At 54.2% G+C, this 17,897-nt stretch carries 17 protein-coding genes; 9 read left to right on the top strand and 8 right to left on the bottom strand.

Annotated elements, in window-relative coordinates; genetic code table 11:
- Positions 1-19: 19 nt before the first annotated feature.
- Both aroC and BMW31_RS11440 read right to left on the bottom strand, forming a co-directional pair.
- Entirely contained in the window at positions 20-1,096 is a 1,077-nt protein-coding gene (gene aroC / locus BMW31_RS11445) for a chorismate synthase (RefSeq protein ID WP_091825959.1), read from the bottom strand.
- A 37-nt stretch (positions 1,097-1,133) separates the two neighbouring features.
- Positions 1,134-1,778, bottom strand: a complete 645-nt coding sequence (locus BMW31_RS11440; protein WP_091825956.1) for an FKBP-type peptidyl-prolyl cis-trans isomerase — start codon at positions 1,776-1,778, stop codon at positions 1,134-1,136.
- A gap of 625 nt (positions 1,779-2,403) precedes the next feature.
- On the opposite strand from BMW31_RS11440, the gene BMW31_RS11435 reads away from it, so the two are divergent.
- The 5 genes from BMW31_RS11435 to BMW31_RS11415 all read left to right on the top strand — a co-directional run bounded on the left by BMW31_RS11435 (position 2,404) and on the right by BMW31_RS11415 (position 7,636).
- Positions 2,404-4,596, top strand: a complete 2,193-nt coding sequence (locus BMW31_RS11435; protein ID WP_091826116.1) for a S8 family serine peptidase — start codon at positions 2,404-2,406, stop codon at positions 4,594-4,596.
- Between the two features lie 143 nt (positions 4,597-4,739).
- Positions 4,740-5,234: a flavodoxin FldA gene (gene fldA / locus BMW31_RS11430; RefSeq protein ID WP_091825953.1), complete on the top strand. Its 495-nt coding sequence runs from the start codon at positions 4,740-4,742 to the stop codon at positions 5,232-5,234.
- Positions 5,231-5,584 (top strand): DUF2023 family protein, encoded by a 354-nt coding sequence (locus BMW31_RS11425; RefSeq protein ID WP_091825950.1) that lies wholly within the window; start codon positions 5,231-5,233, stop codon positions 5,582-5,584. Before fldA ends, BMW31_RS11425 begins: the two co-directional genes overlap by 4 nt.
- 900 nt (positions 5,585-6,484) lie before the next feature.
- Positions 6,485-6,703, top strand: coding sequence for a hypothetical protein (locus BMW31_RS11420; protein WP_091825947.1), 219 nt, complete (start codon positions 6,485-6,487; stop codon positions 6,701-6,703).
- A gap of 15 nt (positions 6,704-6,718) precedes the next feature.
- On the top strand, positions 6,719-7,636 hold the full coding sequence (locus BMW31_RS11415) for a M48 family metallopeptidase (protein WP_091826112.1): 918 nt from the start codon (positions 6,719-6,721) through the stop codon (positions 7,634-7,636).
- A 179-nt stretch (positions 7,637-7,815) separates the two neighbouring features.
- Here the strand turns inward: BMW31_RS11415 and amrS are convergent, their stop codons facing one another.
- Genes amrS through amrB form a run of 4 tightly spaced genes read right to left on the bottom strand, consistent with a single transcriptional unit; the run spans position 7,816 to position 12,266 of the window.
- Positions 7,816-8,700, bottom strand: coding sequence for an AmmeMemoRadiSam system radical SAM enzyme (gene amrS, locus BMW31_RS11410; protein WP_091825943.1), 885 nt, complete (start codon positions 8,698-8,700; stop codon positions 7,816-7,818).
- Positions 8,701-8,735: 35 nt separating this feature from the next.
- Positions 8,736-9,800, bottom strand: coding sequence for a butyrate kinase (gene buk / locus BMW31_RS11405; RefSeq protein WP_091825940.1), 1,065 nt, complete (start codon positions 9,798-9,800; stop codon positions 8,736-8,738).
- A 10-nt stretch (positions 9,801-9,810) separates the two neighbouring features.
- Positions 9,811-10,722 carry a phosphate acyltransferase gene (locus BMW31_RS11400; RefSeq protein WP_177166320.1) on the bottom strand — a complete coding sequence of 304 codons (912 nt, stop codon included), beginning with the start codon at positions 10,720-10,722 and terminating at the stop codon, positions 9,811-9,813.
- A gap of 56 nt (positions 10,723-10,778) precedes the next feature.
- Positions 10,779-12,266: an AmmeMemoRadiSam system protein B gene (gene amrB, locus BMW31_RS11395; protein ID WP_255404952.1), complete on the bottom strand. Its 1,488-nt coding sequence runs from the start codon at positions 12,264-12,266 to the stop codon at positions 10,779-10,781.
- Between the two features lie 215 nt (positions 12,267-12,481).
- On the opposite strand from amrB, the gene BMW31_RS11390 reads away from it, so the two are divergent.
- Positions 12,482-12,931 (top strand): NfeD family protein, encoded by a 450-nt coding sequence (locus tag BMW31_RS11390; protein ID WP_091825934.1) that lies wholly within the window; start codon positions 12,482-12,484, stop codon positions 12,929-12,931.
- A 21-nt stretch (positions 12,932-12,952) separates the two neighbouring features.
- Complete coding sequence (locus tag BMW31_RS11385; protein ID WP_091825931.1) at positions 12,953-13,906, top strand: SPFH domain-containing protein; 954 nt, start codon at positions 12,953-12,955, stop codon at positions 13,904-13,906.
- Positions 13,907-13,997: 91 nt separating this feature from the next.
- On the opposite strand, the gene BMW31_RS11380 is transcribed toward BMW31_RS11385, so the two are convergent.
- Together BMW31_RS11380 and BMW31_RS11375 are read right to left on the bottom strand one after the other, a co-directional pair.
- Positions 13,998-14,705: an SDR family oxidoreductase gene (locus tag BMW31_RS11380; RefSeq protein WP_091825929.1), complete on the bottom strand. Its 708-nt coding sequence runs from the start codon at positions 14,703-14,705 to the stop codon at positions 13,998-14,000.
- A 723-nt stretch (positions 14,706-15,428) separates the two neighbouring features.
- Entirely contained in the window at positions 15,429-16,760 is a 1,332-nt protein-coding gene (locus tag BMW31_RS11375; protein WP_091825926.1) for an ATP-binding protein, read from the bottom strand.
- A gap of 491 nt (positions 16,761-17,251) precedes the next feature.
- On the opposite strand from BMW31_RS11375, the gene BMW31_RS11370 reads away from it, so the two are divergent.
- Entirely contained in the window at positions 17,252-17,581 is a 330-nt protein-coding gene (locus BMW31_RS11370; RefSeq protein WP_091825923.1) for a helix-turn-helix domain-containing protein, read from the top strand.
- 78 nt (positions 17,582-17,659) lie between these two features.
- A partial coding sequence (locus BMW31_RS11365; RefSeq protein WP_317039784.1) for a helix-turn-helix domain-containing protein occupies positions 17,660-17,897 on the top strand: 238 nt, incomplete at its 3' end.

The raw sequence follows: 17,897 nt of genomic DNA, 5'->3' as shown, positions 1-17,897 counted from the left end.
ATTAGTTAATCCTCAAAATTTATATTTTCGTAACCTTATTTAGAAGGTAGTTGTCGAGTATTACGAGGGCTGCCATGGCTTCAACGATGGGTACCGCGCGGGGCAGAACGCACGGGTCGTGGCGTCCGCGGGCCGTTAGCGTGGTGGCGTTGCCCGCTGTGTCGACCGTTTGTTGGGGCCTTAGCAAGGTTGCCACGGGCTTAAAGGCAACGCGGAAGCAGATGTCCTGCCCGTTACTGATGCCCCCTTGTATGCCTCCGCTGTGGTTAGTAGCGGTGGTGACGGCGCCGTCGCGGCTCACGAAACCATCGTTCTGCTGGCTTCCGCGCTGGCTTGCGCCGCCGAAGCCCTCGCCGTATTCAAAGCCTTTTACGGCGTTTATGCTTAGCATGGCGGCACCTAACTGGGCGTGGAGTTTGCCGAATTCGGGCTCTCCCAGCCCCACGGGGCAGCCTTGTATCACGCCCGTTATCACGCCGCCTATGGTGTCGCCGTCGGCTTTTACCTGCCTGATGAGGGCTTCCATCTCTGCAGCCTTGGCCTCGTCGGGGCAGCGCACGGCGTTAGACTCAATCTTCCTGAAGTCGTAACTGCAGTAATCGCGCTCTAGGCGGATGTCGCCCACCTGCGATGTGTAGGCCGTAATGCTCACGCCAATCTGTCTCAGGGCGAGCTTGGCGAATGCTCCCGCCACGCAGCGCGACAGCGTGATGCGGGCCGAGGAGCGGCCTCCGCCCCGGTAATCGCGCACCCCGTACTTATTATAATAGGTGAAGTCGGCATGCGAAGGCCTGAAGATTGCGCGCATGTTCTCGTAGTCCTGCGAGTGCTGATTGGTGTTTCGGACCAAGAAACCGATGGGGGCACCGGTCGTTCTGCCCTCGAACACGCCGCTCAGTATCTCCACCCGGTCGGCTTCCTTGCGGCTGGTGGTGATGGCGCTCTGGCCCGGGCGCCGCCTGTCGAGCTCGTGTTGGATGAACTCCATGTCAACCTCAACGCCGGCCGGGAACCCGTCTATCACGCCGCCTATGGCCTCTCCGTGACTTTCGCCGAAAGTGGAGAGGGTGAGAATGTTGCCGAAAATGTTGTGCATTCAGATGATATTGTGCCGTGCGTAGGGCGCCGGCAGGTTATTCCTTGTCGTGATGGTGGCAGCAGTGGCCCTCTTCGTGATGGCCGCAGTGGCCGCCGTCGTGGTTGTGGCAGTGGCCTTCGCCGTGGTTGCCGCAGCACTCTCCGTCGTCTCCGCAGTTGCCGCAGCCGCCTTTGCACGGGTGTTCGCCGCCCAGCATGTTGGCAAACTGCTCCAGCTCCTCGTTGGTTGCATCGCGGCTCTCGATAATGTGGCCCTTGAAGTTCAGCGTCTTTCCGGCCAGCGGATGGTTGAGGTCCATCCTCACCTTGTCGTCTCCGATGGCGAGCACGTGGCCCATGAAGCGGTTGCCGTCTTCGTTCTGCAGCGGCACGATGGCGTCAACGTAGATGTTGGCCTCGTCGAACTTGCCGTCTACCACGAACATCTCCTTGTCCAGATCGAGCACACGCTCGGCCTCGTAGTCGCCGTAAGCCTGCCCCGGAGTAAGCGTGAAGTCGAACTCCTCGCCCTGTGCCAGGCCGGCGACGGCGCTCTCGAAGTCCTCCAGCGTGATGCCGAAACCGCTCAGGAAGGCAAAAGGCTTGTCCTCGGATGTTTGTTCTATCAGTGTAGGTTCGCCGTCGGTAACGTCGTAGAGCTGATAAGCTACGTTGATGTACTTGTTGGGTTGCTTGTCCATGTCTGTCTGTTAAAAATGATTATTCTATGCAAAGGTAATCATTTTAATTCACATTACCCGCATTGGGGCATGTTTTTGCGTAAAGATTTTAAGGCCGGCAGGGCAGGGCGGGGGCGCCGGCAGACGAGCCGGAACACCCATCACCTACCACCCAACACCCCACATAACGAAAGAAAAATAGGCTTAAATTTGGTGAATTGTTACCGACCGCACGATATTTTCACTATATTTGTAGCCACAATGCCGAAAGGAAAGAGTTCCTCGGTGTTATTACAATAAGTTTTATTAAAAGTTAGACAGAATTGGAGCCATGAGGAGATGCGAAATCCCCTCATGGCTTTTGTTTGCTCCGCAGCCCCGGGCAAGGGTGCCGGAAGATGCTTTCGGGAACTTTCGACAGGTGTGGAACGATTGTGTGACAAGTGTCGAATTCATGTGCGACAAGTGTCGAAAGTTCCTGATGCAGTCCTTCAGGCAGATTATACATGAGCGGCAGCACGGCGGAAAGGCGGCTTTTCGGGCCATTCCGCAGGTGTTCTGTCCGGACGGTCAATCGTTTTGTCGTTTTTGCAGAAATGTTTCCGGAGGCTTGGGCGTGTGGATTTTTTTCGTTTACTTTGCACTCATGAAGCAGTTCTTACTCACTTTGCTCTGCTTGATGGCACTGGGCGCCTACGGCCAGAAGGGCGATTACACCAAGATGTCGCACCTGGTGCGCCGGCTGGCGGTGCAGAACAGCAGTCCCACCCGCAGCCTGCCGTCGCTGCAGGGCAGGCGTCCGCGGCAGGTGTGTGCCTTCGTCAAGATAAATGCCGACGGCGACGGCGTGCTCAGCAGCTACGGATGCAGCAAGCTGGCGCGCGTGGGCAACATCTACATAGCCGCCGTTCCGGTGCATCGTATTGCTCCGCTGAGCCTCGACAGGCGCGTAGTACGCATCGAAGCAGAGCAGGGCAAGCGCCTTGCCATGGACTCCACGGCTCTGCACCTCAATGCCCGGCAGGCCTACCGGGGGCAGAATCTGCCGCGTGCCTATACCGGCAAGGGCGTGGTAGTGGGCGTGCAGGACATCGGCTTCGACCTCACGCACCCCAATTTCTACGACTCCACGGCCACCGACTACCGCATCCGGCGGTTCTGGGATCAGCTTTCGACCGACACGGCAGGCAGTTCGCTGTACGTGGGAGCCGAATACGTGGGCCGCGAAGCACTGCTGGCCTACGCCCATTCGCGCGACGGACTGGACCAGACCCACGGCACCCACACCCTGGGTATTGCTGCCGGCAGCGGCTACAACTCGCCCTATAGGGGCATGGCGTGGGAGAGCGACATCTGCATTGTGAGCAATGCGTCGGGCGAAGACGCACCTTATATAAATAAGGAGGACATCGGCAAGTACACCTATGCTACCGATGCGCTCGGCTTCAAGTACATTTTCGACTATGCGCAGCAGGCAGGCAAGCCCTGCGTAGTGTCCTTCAGCGAGGGCTCGGACCAAGACTTTCGCGGCGACGACGTGCTTTACTACGAGCTGATTGACCAGCTCGTGGGCCCCGGCCGCATACTGGTAGTGTCGGCAGGCAACGACGGCATGCGCCGCAACTACTTCCGCAAGCCGGCCGGACAGGCATCGGCAGGCTCGTTTGTTACCGCCGACGGCAACTCTGTTCACTTCCTGGTCAAGGCCCGCCGGCCTGTAACCGTAAGCCTGAAGGTGTACGGCGCCCAGCCTGAAACCATCCCGCTCGCCTCCGCCACCATAACGGCAGCGCCCGATTCGGTGTACGTCGACACCCTTGCCATCGGCAGCGGGCAGTACGTGGTTGATGCTTCGGCCTACCCGTCGTGCTACGACGCCGGCGAGACTGTGTACGAGGTGTACTTGCAGGGGCCGCAGGGCATGGGCAAGGAGGTGCCGCTGTCGGTTGAGATAACGGGCAGCGAAGCCGATGCCGAGCTGTATAGCCTGACGGGAAACCTGGTTACCAACGCCCTCGACAGCCGCCTCTGCGCGGGCGAGAGCTATGCCGGCATCCTCTCGCCGGCCAGTGCGCCGCAGGTAATCTGCGTGGGGGCGTCGTCGTATCGCACGCAGTTTACCAACTACAAGGGCGACGTGCAGGTTTACAATCAGGGCACCAACGGCGCGCGGGCACCCTATTCGTCGGTGGGGCCCACCTTCGACGGGCGCGTGAAACCCGACGTGCTGGCTCCCGGCACCAATGTTGTTTCAAGTTATTCGAGCTACTATCTGGAGCATCATCCCGATGCACGCGACATCAATTCGGACGTTGCACACTTCTGTTTCAACGGCCGCACCTACGCCTGGAACAGCAATTCGGGAACCTCCATGGCTGCTCCCGTGGCGGCGGGAGCCATCGCGCTGTGGCTGGAAGCTAACCCCCGGCTGTCTCCGGACGATATCCGAGGCATCCTGAGCCGTACCTGCACGCGGGCCGACAGCGCCTCAATCTATCCCAATAACCTTGAAGGCTACGGCCAGATTGACGTCTATCGCGGGCTGCTCGACATTCTCCGGCTCGACGGCATCAACGGTCTTTCCACCGTGCAGCCGGTCTCGGTGCAGGTTGTTCCGCAGGTGGGCGGCCGCGTTTCCATCCGTTTCGATGCACGGCAGGAGCGCAGCTTCGGCGTAAGAGTTTACGCTGCGTCGGGCGCCTTGATGCTTAGCAAGTCGTTCCCGGCCGGTTCCGAGCGTTACGAACTCGACCTCTCGGCCCTCGGTCACGGCGTTTTTGCAGTGCAGGTAAACGGCGGCACCAAGTCCACCACGGGCTCCACGCTCGTAAGGATGTAGGTCCCAGGGCAGGCTGCAGCCGCGTTTTCCCCATTTATAGGTATTCTGTCAAAATCACTATTTATTGGTATTGCGGCCTTGTCTTTTTGTCTTTATCTTTGCAATCGTAATCAGAATAAAAACAAAAAAGCATAACAAGCAAAATGAAAAAGACGATTGTAGTTTACGGTTCATCAACGGGAACGTGCGAAACGCTGGCCCAGACCATCGGCGAAAAGCTGGGTGCAGAAGTTGTAAACGTAGCAGAACTCACCGAAGAGCAGGTTACCGGGGCCGGGAATCTGATACTCGGAACCTCTACCTGGGGAGCAGGCGACATGCAGGACGACTGGTACGACGGTGTAAAAAAGCTCAAGAACGCCGGCCTGAGCGGCAAGACAGTGGCCCTCTTCGGCTGTGGAGACAGCGAATCTTACGCCGATACGTTCTGCGGAGGCATGCGTGAACTGCGCGATGCGGCCCAAGAGGCCGGGGCAAACGTGCTCGACGGCGTTGCTGCCGATGGCTACACATTCGACGACAGCGCTGCTGTGGAAGACGGAAAGTTCGTAGGACTGGCGCTCGACGACCTCAACGAGAGTGACAAGACCGAGGAGCGAATCGACGCCTGGATAGCACAGATAAGCCCGAACCTATGATGACGCCCGCCGACCTCAAGGTTCTGATGAACCATATCTACGAATACCGCAAGGGTGTTAGGCAGCTGGTGCTCTATACCTGCAATGCCAGATATGAGGAATTTGCCGTCGACAGGCTCACGCGTCAGGGCATCGGCTACGTCATCCAGCCAGTGGGAAACAGCCGGGTGAACCTGTTCTTCGGCCGCAAGGAGTGTCTCGACGCCATCCGGCTCATGGTAACAAAGCCGCTCAACCGGCTCACGCCCGAAGAAGATTTCATCCTCGGAGCCCTGCTGGGCTATGATATCCGCGTGCAGTGCGAGCGCTATTGCCAGCGTAAATGCCACACCTGCCACCGTGCCATATAGCCTTCCGGCCTTTCAATCATCATAAACAATAGGATAGATTCTTTAATCTTGTTCGCTAAGTAAAATTCATAATGTTTTTGTATAATATGTAATAGCCTCGCTGCGAAGCGGGGCTTTTACGTTTGCCACTAATGTCTTGTTTTTTATTTTGGAACATTCGAAGAACCGAGAGGAAACCGACGGGCGAGAGAGTTGCTTCTAATGGTGTTGTGCGGTAGGCTGGCTGGGTGTTTTGTTTTGTCAAGAAATGATGCCTGAAAACGGTGCAACGGGAATGCGCGAAATAGGAAATGGGAGGGTGGTTGCAGCCTTCGGAATACGTGGAAACGATGGGTTGATGTCCGGAGGATGTGCTTCGGGCGTCTTGAAGGATAGCTCCAACAAGGCAAAAGGATAGCTCCAACACGCCGAAAGGATAGCTTCGGGCGGCTTGAAAATATACTTCGACGGGGCAAAAAACGATGTGGAAGGCTCTTGTTTCAACCCGTTTTGCCCCTGATTTTTATCGTTGGAAATACAAGTTTCTGATAATCAGCAAATTAAACAACGGCCCCAGATTTGCGTATTTGCGGTCATCCGGCAGGCTGGTGGCAAATATCGCAAGCACGCGAAGGCTTTTGTTAAATAAAATGTCGGGCGTTTCTTGCCGCATTCTGCCTGTCGGTCGGGTGGCGGATGATGGGTGGCGAGTGGTGGAAGTAGGGCGATGAAGTGAAAAATGTACGTTAAAAAATGCGCTTCTATCAAAATCTTTATTATCTTTGCAGGGTGTATGCAGGCACTGTCTGCCGCCCATCGTCCGCGTGGTTGCATCTCCGCATGGCTTGAATGCAAGACAGAGCGGGGCCGAAAGGCCGGCTGCTGCACGGAAACTGAAAAGAAACAAAAAACATAACACAAATGAGTACAGGTTTAATCGGGCTAATCGCCCTGTTCGTTATCGCCCTTGTAGGCTGGGCCGTTTGCGAATTCAAGGCCGGCAACGTGGTCTACAAACGTAACGAGGAGGAAGAGAAAGAACTCCGGGAGTTTGAGAAAGTAGGTGAAGAAGGCTACAAGGAAATGAACCTCCGCGAGCTTATCAAGCATAATTCAACCAAAGGCTACAAGGCCATTTAAACAATTAGAGAGATGATAAAGCAAGCAAGAATCTTATTGCTCGTGATGGCAACTGCCCTGCTGGCAGCCTGCGGAACCACGAGAACAGTGCCCATTACCGGCCGCAAGCAAAGTTTGCTGGTGAGCGATGAGCAGATTTTGAGCCTGAGTAATCAGGAGTACACCAAATACATGGCAAGTGCCAAGAAGTCTACCAGCTCTACCAACACGGCCATGGTTAGGCGCGTGGGCCAGCGGCTGGCCAATGCCGTGGAAACGTATCTGCGCAACAACGGCCTGGCAAACGAGGTGAAGCAGTACAGCTGGGAGTTCAACCTCGTGCAGGACAAGGCCGCCAACGCTTTCTGTATGCCCGGTGGCAAGATTGTGGTGTATGAAGGGCTGCTGCCATATACGCAGAGCGAGGCCGGACTGGCCATCGTACTGGGCCACGAGATAGCCCATGCAGTGGCCAAGCACAGTGCCGAGCAGATGAGCAAACAGATACGCCAGCAGTACGGTACGCAGATTGTAGGCACCATTCTCAACTCTGCCGTAGGCTCCGGCGTTGGCGACATAGCCGCCGTGGTGGCCCAGCAGGGCTTTCAGTTCCGCAACCTGAAGTACAGCCGCGACAACGAGAGCGAGGCCGACCACATGGGACTCATCTTTGCTGCCATGGCAGGTTACGACCCGCAGGTGGCCATTCCGTTCTGGACGCGCATGTCAGGCGGCAAGGGAAACAGTAGCGACGTGTTCTCCGACCACCCGTCGGATGCCAAGCGCATTGCCGCTCTGGAGCGCGAAATGCCCGAGGCATTGGAGTATTACAAGGCCGCCGGCGGCAAGGTAACAACGCCTACGACGACCAAGAAGTCAGCCTCTAAAACGGCGAAGAAGACCACCACGAAGAAAAACGTGGGCACAATATCGGCTTCCAGCCTGTATAAATAAACATGCAGGCAGGCCGTGCAGGTTCTTCAAGTGCCTGTTCAGCCAAACCGAAACCCATCAACAAACTGACCCCGAAAGGCGTCTGCCCGCGCCAGGTTCGTATAACGGACTTGGCGGCGAGGTGGCCTTTCGGGGTCGGTTGCGTGTAAAGGGTTCGTAAAACGGGGCGTCGGCTCACGTCATACGTTGCCGAGGTAAATGTGGCTGATGCCCTCGCGTGCGGCGATGTCTCTGGCCTGGCGGAGCGTATCGAGCGGAGTGGGGCGGAGATGTTGCAGCTTGTGGTGCGGAAAAAACCGACTTATGTGCAGCGGGTTGGCACCAAAGCCGTTGGCAACGAGCCATTGGCACATGCGCCCAAACAGCTCCATGTCGTCGTTCACGGTGGGTATCATGAGGTTGGTTATCTCTACCCACACGCCGGCTGCCTGCAGTTGCAGCAGCGTGTTGAGCACGGGCTGCAGGCTGCCTCCGCACACCCGGCGGTAGATATCATCGGAGAAAGCCTTGAGGTCTATGTTGGCGGCATCGAGCCAGGGCGCGAGATCGGCCAGCGGGCGGGGCTCCACGTAGCCTGCAGAAACCAGTACGTTGAGCATGCCCTGCCGGTGAGCCAGGCTTGCCGTATCGCGTACATATTCTATATAGGTAAGAGGTTCGGTGTAGGTGTAGGCTATGATGGGTGCCGGCTGGTACCGGTCGGCGGGCAGTTCGCGGCGGGCCATGGCCACGATGTCGGCCGGCGCGTACTCTGCAGTGTACACCTCGCCCGGCCGTGCCTGCGAGATGTCATGGTTCTGGCAGTTCAGGCAGCGGAAGTTACAGCCCGTGCAGGCCAGCGAGAGGCAGCGGGAACCGGGATGAAATGCACGGAGCGGCTTCTTTTCTATCGGGTCTATGGCCAGTGCGCAGGGGCGTCCGTAGACTTCGGAGTACAGCTTTCCGTCCCGGCAGAGGCGACTTCGGCAGATGCCCCGCTGGCCCTCGCGAATGTGGCAGCGGTGCGGACAGAGGTCGCAAACTACGCCATCGGCCGTTGGGTGATAGTATTCAGCTTCTTTCATCACTTCATTCTTAGTGCCCGCTTGCCCACGGCAGGCTATTCGTAGACCTTGGCTTCGCGCTCGCCTTGCAGCACGGCAAGGGCATTCTCGGCCAGAGCCAGCATCTCGTTCTCACCCGGGTACACGTAGGTTGGCGCCAGCCACTCTATGCGCTTGCGCAGGTTTTCCACCACGTAGGCCGAGCGGGCCATGCCGCCAGTTAGCAGTATGGCGTCCGGGCGGCCCTCAATCACGGCCCCCTCCGCTACAATGGCCTTGGCCGTGTGCCAAATCATGGCGTCTACGATGAGCTTGGCATGCTCGTCGCCGTCGGCTATCCGTCGGCCAATCTCCTTCATGTTGTTGGTTCCCAGATGGGCTGTAAGCCCCGCGCCGCCGGCCACCCGCCTGAGCAACTCATCCTGTGAGAACCGTCCGCTGAAGCAGAGGCGGATGAGGTCGGCCGCCGGCAGCGAGCCTGCCCGTTCGGGCGAGAAGGGTCCCTCGCCGTCGAGCGCGTTGTTGGCGTCTATGGCCCGCCCCCTGACATGTGCCGCAATGGAGATTCCCCCGCCCAAGTGGCAGATGATGAGGCGCAGCGCTTCGTACGTTGTTCCGTGCTCGCGGGCAAAGCGGCGGGCAATGGCCTTCTGGTTCAGTGCGTGCCAGATGCAGATGCGGGGCAGCATGGGCGAGCCGCTGATGCGTGCCAGCGGCGAGAGTTCGTCGACCGTTCCGGGGTCTGCCATGAAGCTCTGGCATCCCGATATGGCCGCAGCCATGTCGTAGGCGATGAGGCAACCGAGGTCGCAGGCATGCTGGTGGAGGGCGTTGCGGCTGTCGTCCATCATCTTGTCGTTGATGCGGTACACGCCGCTCTCAACCGGTTTGGCCAGTCCGCCGCGGCCTATCACGGCGTCGAAGTCCATTGGTATGCCTCTGTTTGCCAGTTCCTGGGCCACGAGTCGTTCGCGGAAAGGCAGCTGGTCGGCTACTCGCTCAAAGTGGCTGAGCTCTTCGAGCGAGTGTGCAATGTCCGTTACGAACACCTGCTGTTCGTCTTCGTAAACGGCAATCTTGGTAGATGTAGAACCTGGATTAATGACTAAAATGTGTTTCATAGTGTATGATTTAACGGCAACCGATGGCTGCCAGTGCAAGACTGTTGTATTTCGACTGCCAGGAGTCGCCCCTCGAGGGCAGCACTACGGGGGCAATCGTGCCCTGGAGAATGCCTGCCGTGGATGCTCCGCAGAAGAGCGTGATGGTTTTGTAGAACAGGTTGGCAGCCTCGATGTCGGGGAATATCAGTGCGTCGGCATCGCCTTCTATGGGCGAACTGATGCCTTTTACGAACATACTCTCGCGGTTGCACGATGTCTTCAGGTCGAGTGGGCCGTCTACAATGCAGTCGCCCATCTCGCCGCCGGCCGCTTTCGCCTTAATTTCCTGATAGCCCACGGTGAAGGGAAAGTACTTGGCATCCACCTTCTCCGAGCAGTGTATGAGCGAGATGCGTGGCCTGCTGATGCCGCAAAGGCGGCAGAAAACGGCCATGTACTGCACCTGCTGCACGCGTTGTTCGTGTGTAGGGTAAGGTATTACGGCAGCATCGGTGAAGAAGATGAGCTTCCTGTAGCCTGCCATCTCGGTCACGGCGATGTGTGTGAGCACGTGGTCAGGCAGCAGTAACCCGTTCTGCTTGTTGAGTATTGCATGCAGCAGAACGTCTGTGTTGATAAATCCCTTCATCAGCAAGTCGGCCTCTCCGGCCCTGACAAGAGCCACCGCTTGGCGTGCAGCGGCATCGGCATCGCCGGCATCCATGAACGTACACTGGGCGGCTATTTGCCGGTAGCGTTCCTGCTGTTCCACTTCTTTTTTGCAGCCAATGAGTACCGGGGCTATGAACCCGTTGCGGGTGGCTTCATATACCGCCCTTTGCGTTGCCTTGTCCTGTGGCCAAACGATGGCTGCACGGTGTCGTTTGCCTTTTTCCCGGAGTAGTGTAGATAGGTCGTTGAATTCCTTGACTTGAGTCATACTATTATTTCTGTTTTTTATATGAGCCTCTGTCACCATGACGGATGGCTGAGTTGTTACTTGAAAATGATTGCTTCGTAGGTGTATAGTTCGGCATCTCGCCAGCCGTTCCAGCCTATGCCGGCCTTGTCCTGGGCGCAGTGACCGAGGAATTCTTCCTTAGTCCAGCTCACCTCGTCGGCCACTTGGGGCAGGAAAGTGCCCGAACGCCATCCCTTGCGCATGTAGATGCCTTGCTTGTGGAGGGTGAACTCGTCGATGGAATGGATGCGGCGGAGTGGGGTGAGCACGCTGATTTCAATCTCGATGTCGCTGTATTCATGCGCTTCAACGGGCGTGAAGCGCGGGTCCTCGTAGGCAGCGGCATGCGCCATCTGCGTTACCACCTCGCAGAGCGGCATGTCGGAACCGAAATGGCCGATGCAGCCGCGGAGACGGCCGCCTTTGGTCAGCGTGACGAATGCCCCCGTGCGGAAGTGTAGCGTGCGGTTGCCGGCAAGCTGCGATTGCAGTTCCGCCAACCTTGTTGTATCTTTCTGTATGCTGCAACGGGCCAACTCGAGCAGCGTCTGTTTGTCTTTTTCGGTGAGTGAGAAGGCACTTTGTGCCGCCTCGTGGTGCGATGCTGCCGACACAACGAAGGCGTGGTAGCCTACCACCTCACGCTTGCCGCCATACGGAGAGTCGCCGCTGTTGTGGTACATGACGTGATGGAAACGCAGCGCCGGGTTGCTTTCGCAGAGCATGAGCAGCACGGCAATGGCGCTCTCTCCGCAGGCGCAGGTGGCCAGTCGGGGCACCTGCAGGGCCTCATTCTCGTCAATAGCCTTCAGAAAATCGGCTAACCGGCCCGTCATGATGGCCTCGCCCGTCCGGCGGTCAACGGCATTAGCGTCGTCGTAAGACGGGTAATGGGAGAAGTCTGAACTGATTACGAAGAGATTCCGGCTGTTGAAATAAGGCTTCAGTGCCGCTGCTATCTGCTGCAGAACGGCCTGACGCTGCGTTCCGATGATGATGGGAACGATGGGAGGCATGGCCTCTCCGTCTGCTTTTCCGCCGCCGAAGCGATATTGCAGCAGTGGCAGTTGCACTTCGAGGCAGTGCTCCCGCGTGTGTGCCGAGTCTAAGCAGGTGAAGCAGCCGTTGCGGTCTACGAGTCTGCCGCACAGCTCGCGGTCTACCCGCACATGGCCCAGCGGCGTCTGGTAACAGTCGAAGGCGGTGTTAACCGATGCCCCGTCGAAGCCCACATGATGGCTTGGGCCGAGCAGGAAGATGTGTTCATACTTAGCGCCGCGGGGTATCTGCGCCACGGCAGCATAGGCCACCCGGCCGGAGAACACCCATCCGGCATGGGGTACGATGAGGGCTTGCAGTGCCGGAGCATTGCCATCAGCCTGCTCATTCCCGGAACCGGCGGCGTGCTCGAAGTCACGCAGCTCGCGCAGTGCCTCCTCCGCGGTGGCGGGGTAGAACTGTCCGGCCACGGCCATCGGTCTGATGCGTGGTATCGACTTACTGTTGGTATTGCAGCTTGACATAGTTATAGCACTTAAGATTATAACGACAATGAGTTTGCCCATGACTTTGCGGTAAGCATGTTGGCGTGCAGCGGCAGGCAGACAGGTGCACGCGGAGCGCTGCACAACATATATGCTGCAAATATAGGCCTTTCATTTGAAATTTGCAAATAATTCTTTGGCGATAAGAGAATTATAGCTATCTTTACATCCGAAAATGCAAAAAACATCTTTCCATGATTGAATACCTGACGGAAAACCTGTGGCTCCTGTGGACGATTATTGCCATGGTGTGCCTCATTATCGAACTTGGCTCCGGCGATTTCTTTGTTACCTGCTTTGCCATCGGAGCCTTGTGCAGTATCATCCCTTCACTTGCGGCGGCGCCGTTCTGGCTCCAGGTACTGGTGTTTGCAGTGTGTTCGGTGCTTAGCATCCTTTTTATCCGCCCCTCGTTGCTGCGCCATTTGCACGGCAAAGAGCGTGAACGCGCCAGCAATGCCGAAGCACTGATAGGCCGCGAGGGCGTGGTTATAGAGGCTGTAGAACCCGAGGGCAGCGGCTATGTGAGGATAGACGGCGACGAATGGAAGGCCGTTACCACCGAGGCCGACACCCTGCAAAAGGGCGAACGGGTACGGGTAGTTGCGATGGAAAGCATCGTACTGACCGTAGAAAGAGTATAAACACTTAATAAAAACAGCAATATGGACATCGGATTCTATGCACTCATCATCATCGTCGTCTTGGCTTTAATCTTCGTCAAGATGGCTGTCGTCATCATCCCCCAGTCAGAAACCAAAATCATTGAGCGTCTGGGCAAGTATTATGCCACCCTGAAGCCGGGCATCAACATCATCATCCCCTTCATCGACCGCGCCAAGACCATCGTCACACTCACCCGTGGGCGCTACGTGTACAGCAACACCATCGACCTGCGCGAACAGGTGTACGACTTCGACAAGCAGAATGTAATTACCAAGGATAACATCCAGATGCAGATTAACGCCCTGCTGTACTTCCAGATAGTTGACCCTTTCAAGGCCGTGTACGAGATTAATAACCTGCCCAATGCCATCGAGAAGCTCACCCAGACCACTCTCCGTAACATCATAGGCGAAATGGAACTGGACCAGACGCTGACCAGTCGCGACACCATTAACACCAAGCTGCGCGGCGTACTCGATGATGCCACCAACAAATGGGGCATCAAGGTGAACCGCGTAGAGCTGCAGGACATCACGCCACCCTCAAGTGTATTGCAGGCGATGGAGAAACAGATGCAGGCCGAGCGCGACAAGCGCGCCACCATCCTCACGTCGGAGGGTAACAAGCAGGCCCAGATTTTGCAGTCCGAAGGCGAGAAGGCAGCCACCATCAACCGTGCCGAAGCCGACAAGCAGCAGGCCATTCTACGGGCCGAAGGTGAGGCCACAGCCCGCATCCGCAAGGCCGAAGCCGAGGCCGTTGCCATTCAGAAGATAACCGAAGCCGTGGGGCAGAGCACCAATCCGGCCAACTATCTGCTGGCGCAGAAGTACATCCAGATGCTGAACCAGGTGGCCAGCGGCGACAAAACCAAAACGGTATTCCTGCCCTACGAGTCGAGCAACCTCATGGGGTCTATCGGCGGCATCAAGGAACTCTTCAAAGGAGAGTAGCGCAAAGGCTCCCTTGGGCACGTCTTATTTTCGGAGCAGGCCAATTGGTCTGCTCCGTTTTTTTGTTTCCTTACCGTCTTCCGGACGCTGTTCAGTACGTTAATTTCCAGCCGTTGTCGTTGTGGTAAATCATCAGTCGGGTCATGCCGCCGTCAATGCAGATGTTTTCGCCGGTAATGAATCCGGCCTTGTCGGAGCAGAGATACAGCACCATGTTGGCTATGTCCAGCGGATTGCCCACGCGGCCGGCCGGTTGCTGCAGGGCGTCGGCGCCCTTATAGACCGTATAATCGTTGTCTATCCAGCCCGGGGAAATTGAGTTTACGCGCGCCTTTCCCGCAAGGCTCACCGCCAGCGCATGGGTGAGCGCCGCTATGCCGCCCTTGGCAGCGGTGTAACTCTCGGTTTGCGGCTGGCTCATCCGGTCGCGCGACGACGATATGTTCACGATGCTTGCCCCCTTGGAGAGGTGCTCCTTCAGCAGTTTAACGAGGTAGAACGGGGCTGTAACGCCCACAGTCATGGCGTATTGGAATTCCTCGAACGTGCACTCATCAATGCCCCGCATCAGCGGCAGCGCATTGTTGACAATGCAGTCTACCCGTCCGTACTTCCCTGTAACTTCGCGGGCGAACGCTTCCATCACCTCTTTGCTGGCGATGTCTCCCACGTAATGGTTGCCCGGTTGCCTGTCTATGACGCACACCTGTGCGCCGGCATTTCTGAATTCATCGGCAATACACTTCCCGATGCCCTGCGCGCCACCCGTAACAATGGCTACTTTGTCTTTAAATTCCATCTCTTCTTGTTTGGTTTGTGTTATCAGCGTGGGTGAAACCGAGTTCTTCCGTGAGTCTCGGATCTGTCTTTCGTGAACTTTCGACACTTGTCGCATAATCGTGCGACAAGTGTCAAATTCATGTGCGACAAGTGTCGAAAGTTCACGAAGACATCAAACAGCCCCTCGAAATCATATCCTCACCCCGTCTTCCACTATCCGCCAATACCCTCGTTGCCGGCCGCTGCTCAGTACAGTAAACATATTCCATAAAAACGCCAGCGGCTTTTCACGTTTCTTGGTAATCGTTTGTAATAGTTAATTATTTACCGATGCAGGAAATCGAAAACTTTGATTATCAGATATTTAGCCCTTAAACGGTAGAAAAGAGCTAAAACTGCTCAAAATAATTTTCAAAAACCTCATTTTTAACGTATTTAACATTTATTAAGGGCAATATGTTTCAAGAAGGCTAAAATCAGGTGAAACTATAGTATTTAAGCCAGTTTAAAAGAAATATATAACCTCTATTAATCTTTTTAATATGCTCTTTCATTCTTTCATTTGGATGGTTGTTTCGTTAAATATTGAGATCATATGCTCAATATATTATGGCGAAAAAAGTAAGCGTTTTACACCATTGGCCTTGTCTGCATTGATTAAACGAGAAGATATTTCTAAGAATTGAGAGAACATACTGCATTTGATTTCGTAGGAGGTGAACATCTATAGTTGCAAGTAACCTTATAAGAAAGGTGTCATGTAAACTGGAAGCAGAAGAGTATCTTCATCCTTATTCAAATCCTTTGTGTAAATCAGATACCGTCGTTCGACTATGTGTGAAAACTTCTTGCAGAATACATCGAGAGATTTGTGAGACCTGTAACCAGAAGATTTGACCTCAATCGGATGAAGCTTTGCGCCTCGTGAGAGGAGGAAATCAATCTCATAATTGTGATTCTCGTCTTTGGGCCATGTGTAGTAGAACAGCTTGTTTCCTGAAGTAGCCAGCATTTGTGCAATGATATTCTCATAGACATAGCCCAGATTGGTACTCAGTTTATCATTCAGCAGTTTCTGGTAGATGACGTTCTCTGTATGGTCTTTGTCCCAAAATGCAAGTGTTACGAACAGTCCGGTGTCTGCACAGAATATCTTAAACTTAGAACTGTCTTTGGTCAGCGACATGCCTACGTTAGGGTCATTGGAATGATAGGAGAAGAGTGTCGTCTTGCTGTCTTCAAGGTCTTTCAGCAATTCCAGCAGTTTATCGTCATCAACATCACCTAGCACGGAGTATGGTTTATAGCGGTTGTTTGTTTGGCTGAGTTGAGACGGGATTTCCATAAAGAGCGTTTCCAGACGACCTGTCTCGTCAAGTTTCTGAAAATCGTCTTGATAAACTTTAATGATGCCGCGCTTTGCATGATCCACCATACTGAAATTGTTGGTTTCAATATATGCATTCACGGCTTGAGGCATACCTCCAACCAGCATGTATAATCTGAAATCACGTATCTTGTCGCGATGAGCTCTGTCAAGCGGGAGTCGCTTTTCATAGAAAGTTCGAAGCAAAGGTACTGTTGCCTCGTCTCCCAAAGCCCATCTGAATTCCTCATAATCCATCGGGTAAAGAGTGACACGCTCCTCCTCACTTGGAATCGTGATGTTCTTCGTGTTCTTTTTTATGCTGATGAGAGAACCTGTTTCAATGTAATCGTAACGACCGTCCTTAACAAGGTATTTTATTGCTTGTCTGGCAAGGGGGCATTTCTGCACCTCATCGAAAATAATGACAGACTTTCGCTCTTTCAATACTACGTTATACAGTGCTTGCAGCTGAAGAAAGATATAATCCTTGTTCATTAGGTCATTGAACAAGGATTTAACCTCGTCAGATGCCTCGTTGAAGTCAATGAGTATGTAGGATTCATATTCATTCTTGGCGAACTGTTCGACAAGTGTTGATTTACCGACACGTCGTGCTCCTTCAATCAAGATGGCTGACTTGCCGTTTTGAACTCGTTTCCATTCGAGAAGACGGTCATAAAGCTTTCTTTTGAATATTCGCTCCATATTTATTAAGTATTGCCTTATTTTGGGTGCAAATATAGTCTTTTAATTTGGGTTACGCAAATGTTTTTGCCAAAAACCTCCGAAAACACCAAAATGTTTTTGCCAAAAACCTTCGAAAACACCAAAATGTTTCAATTCTATAGAGATTGTTCAATTAAGTGTGCAAGCTCACCTTATATTCATTCTGACCTAATATGGCAATATCTTTCGTTTTAACCAATCTGCGTCATTTTAATGCACCATTAAAACGATGCAAAAGTATGATAAAACCAAAGACCTCCTCTTTCATCTTTTATGTAGAAGTGTGTAAATCAATTATATGGAATCGTTATGTTTAGTTATAATCAGAACTAATTATATGCTGTTATGGCTTAAATCAGGTGCTGAATTGTTAAAAATGGCTTATAAAAATCATTAATATTACGATAATATAACATAAAATAGAGAAAAACCCCTAATTTTGTACTCGTAATATAAAGTTATATTCCGATATGAGCAAAACAACGATGGGTAATAAACTGCCCCGAAAACTGGAACAGAAGATGCAGACAGTTGGCGAACAAATAAGGTTAGCAAGATTGCGTCGTGACCTTAGTGTAGCGCAGGTGGCTGAACGCGCAACCTGTTCACCCATAACTATAGCTAGAATTGAGAAAGGTACTCCTACTGTTGCCATCGGTATCTATTTGCGTGTACTCTATGCTTTGCAGCTTGATGATGACATCCTGCTATTGGCACAGAAGGACGAGATGGGGAGGGCCATGCAGGATCTTGCCCTCAAACACCGTGAACGGGCGTCTGGAAAAGCCGAGCGCGTTTGACCCCCGAGGGCAAGCGACGTTGACCCTTACGGGCAAAATAAGAATGACCCTCTGCGGCAAAATAAAATTGACCCCTGAATGCGATTGCCATTCAGGGGCTTTTTTGTAGTTTTGTGTTGCCGTCCTGACTGGCGGATAAACGTTAAACTACAGAATTCAATGACAAAGTTAAGAAATTTATTGCGATGTTACGCCATTGGAATGAGTATAAAAAGCATCTCTAGTGCTTTTCATCTCTCGCGTAACACTGTGCGCAAGTATGTGCGCAGGTATCAGGAGAGCGGTCTGACGCTTGACCTGCTGATGACCATGTCTG

Origin of the sequence: Prevotella sp. kh1p2, assembly GCF_900111525.1 — a bacterium.
Taxonomy (GTDB): Bacteria; Bacteroidota; Bacteroidia; order Bacteroidales; family Bacteroidaceae; genus Prevotella.
Note: the sequence above shows the minus strand (reverse complement) of the source record. Positions and strands in the feature narration are given on the sequence as shown.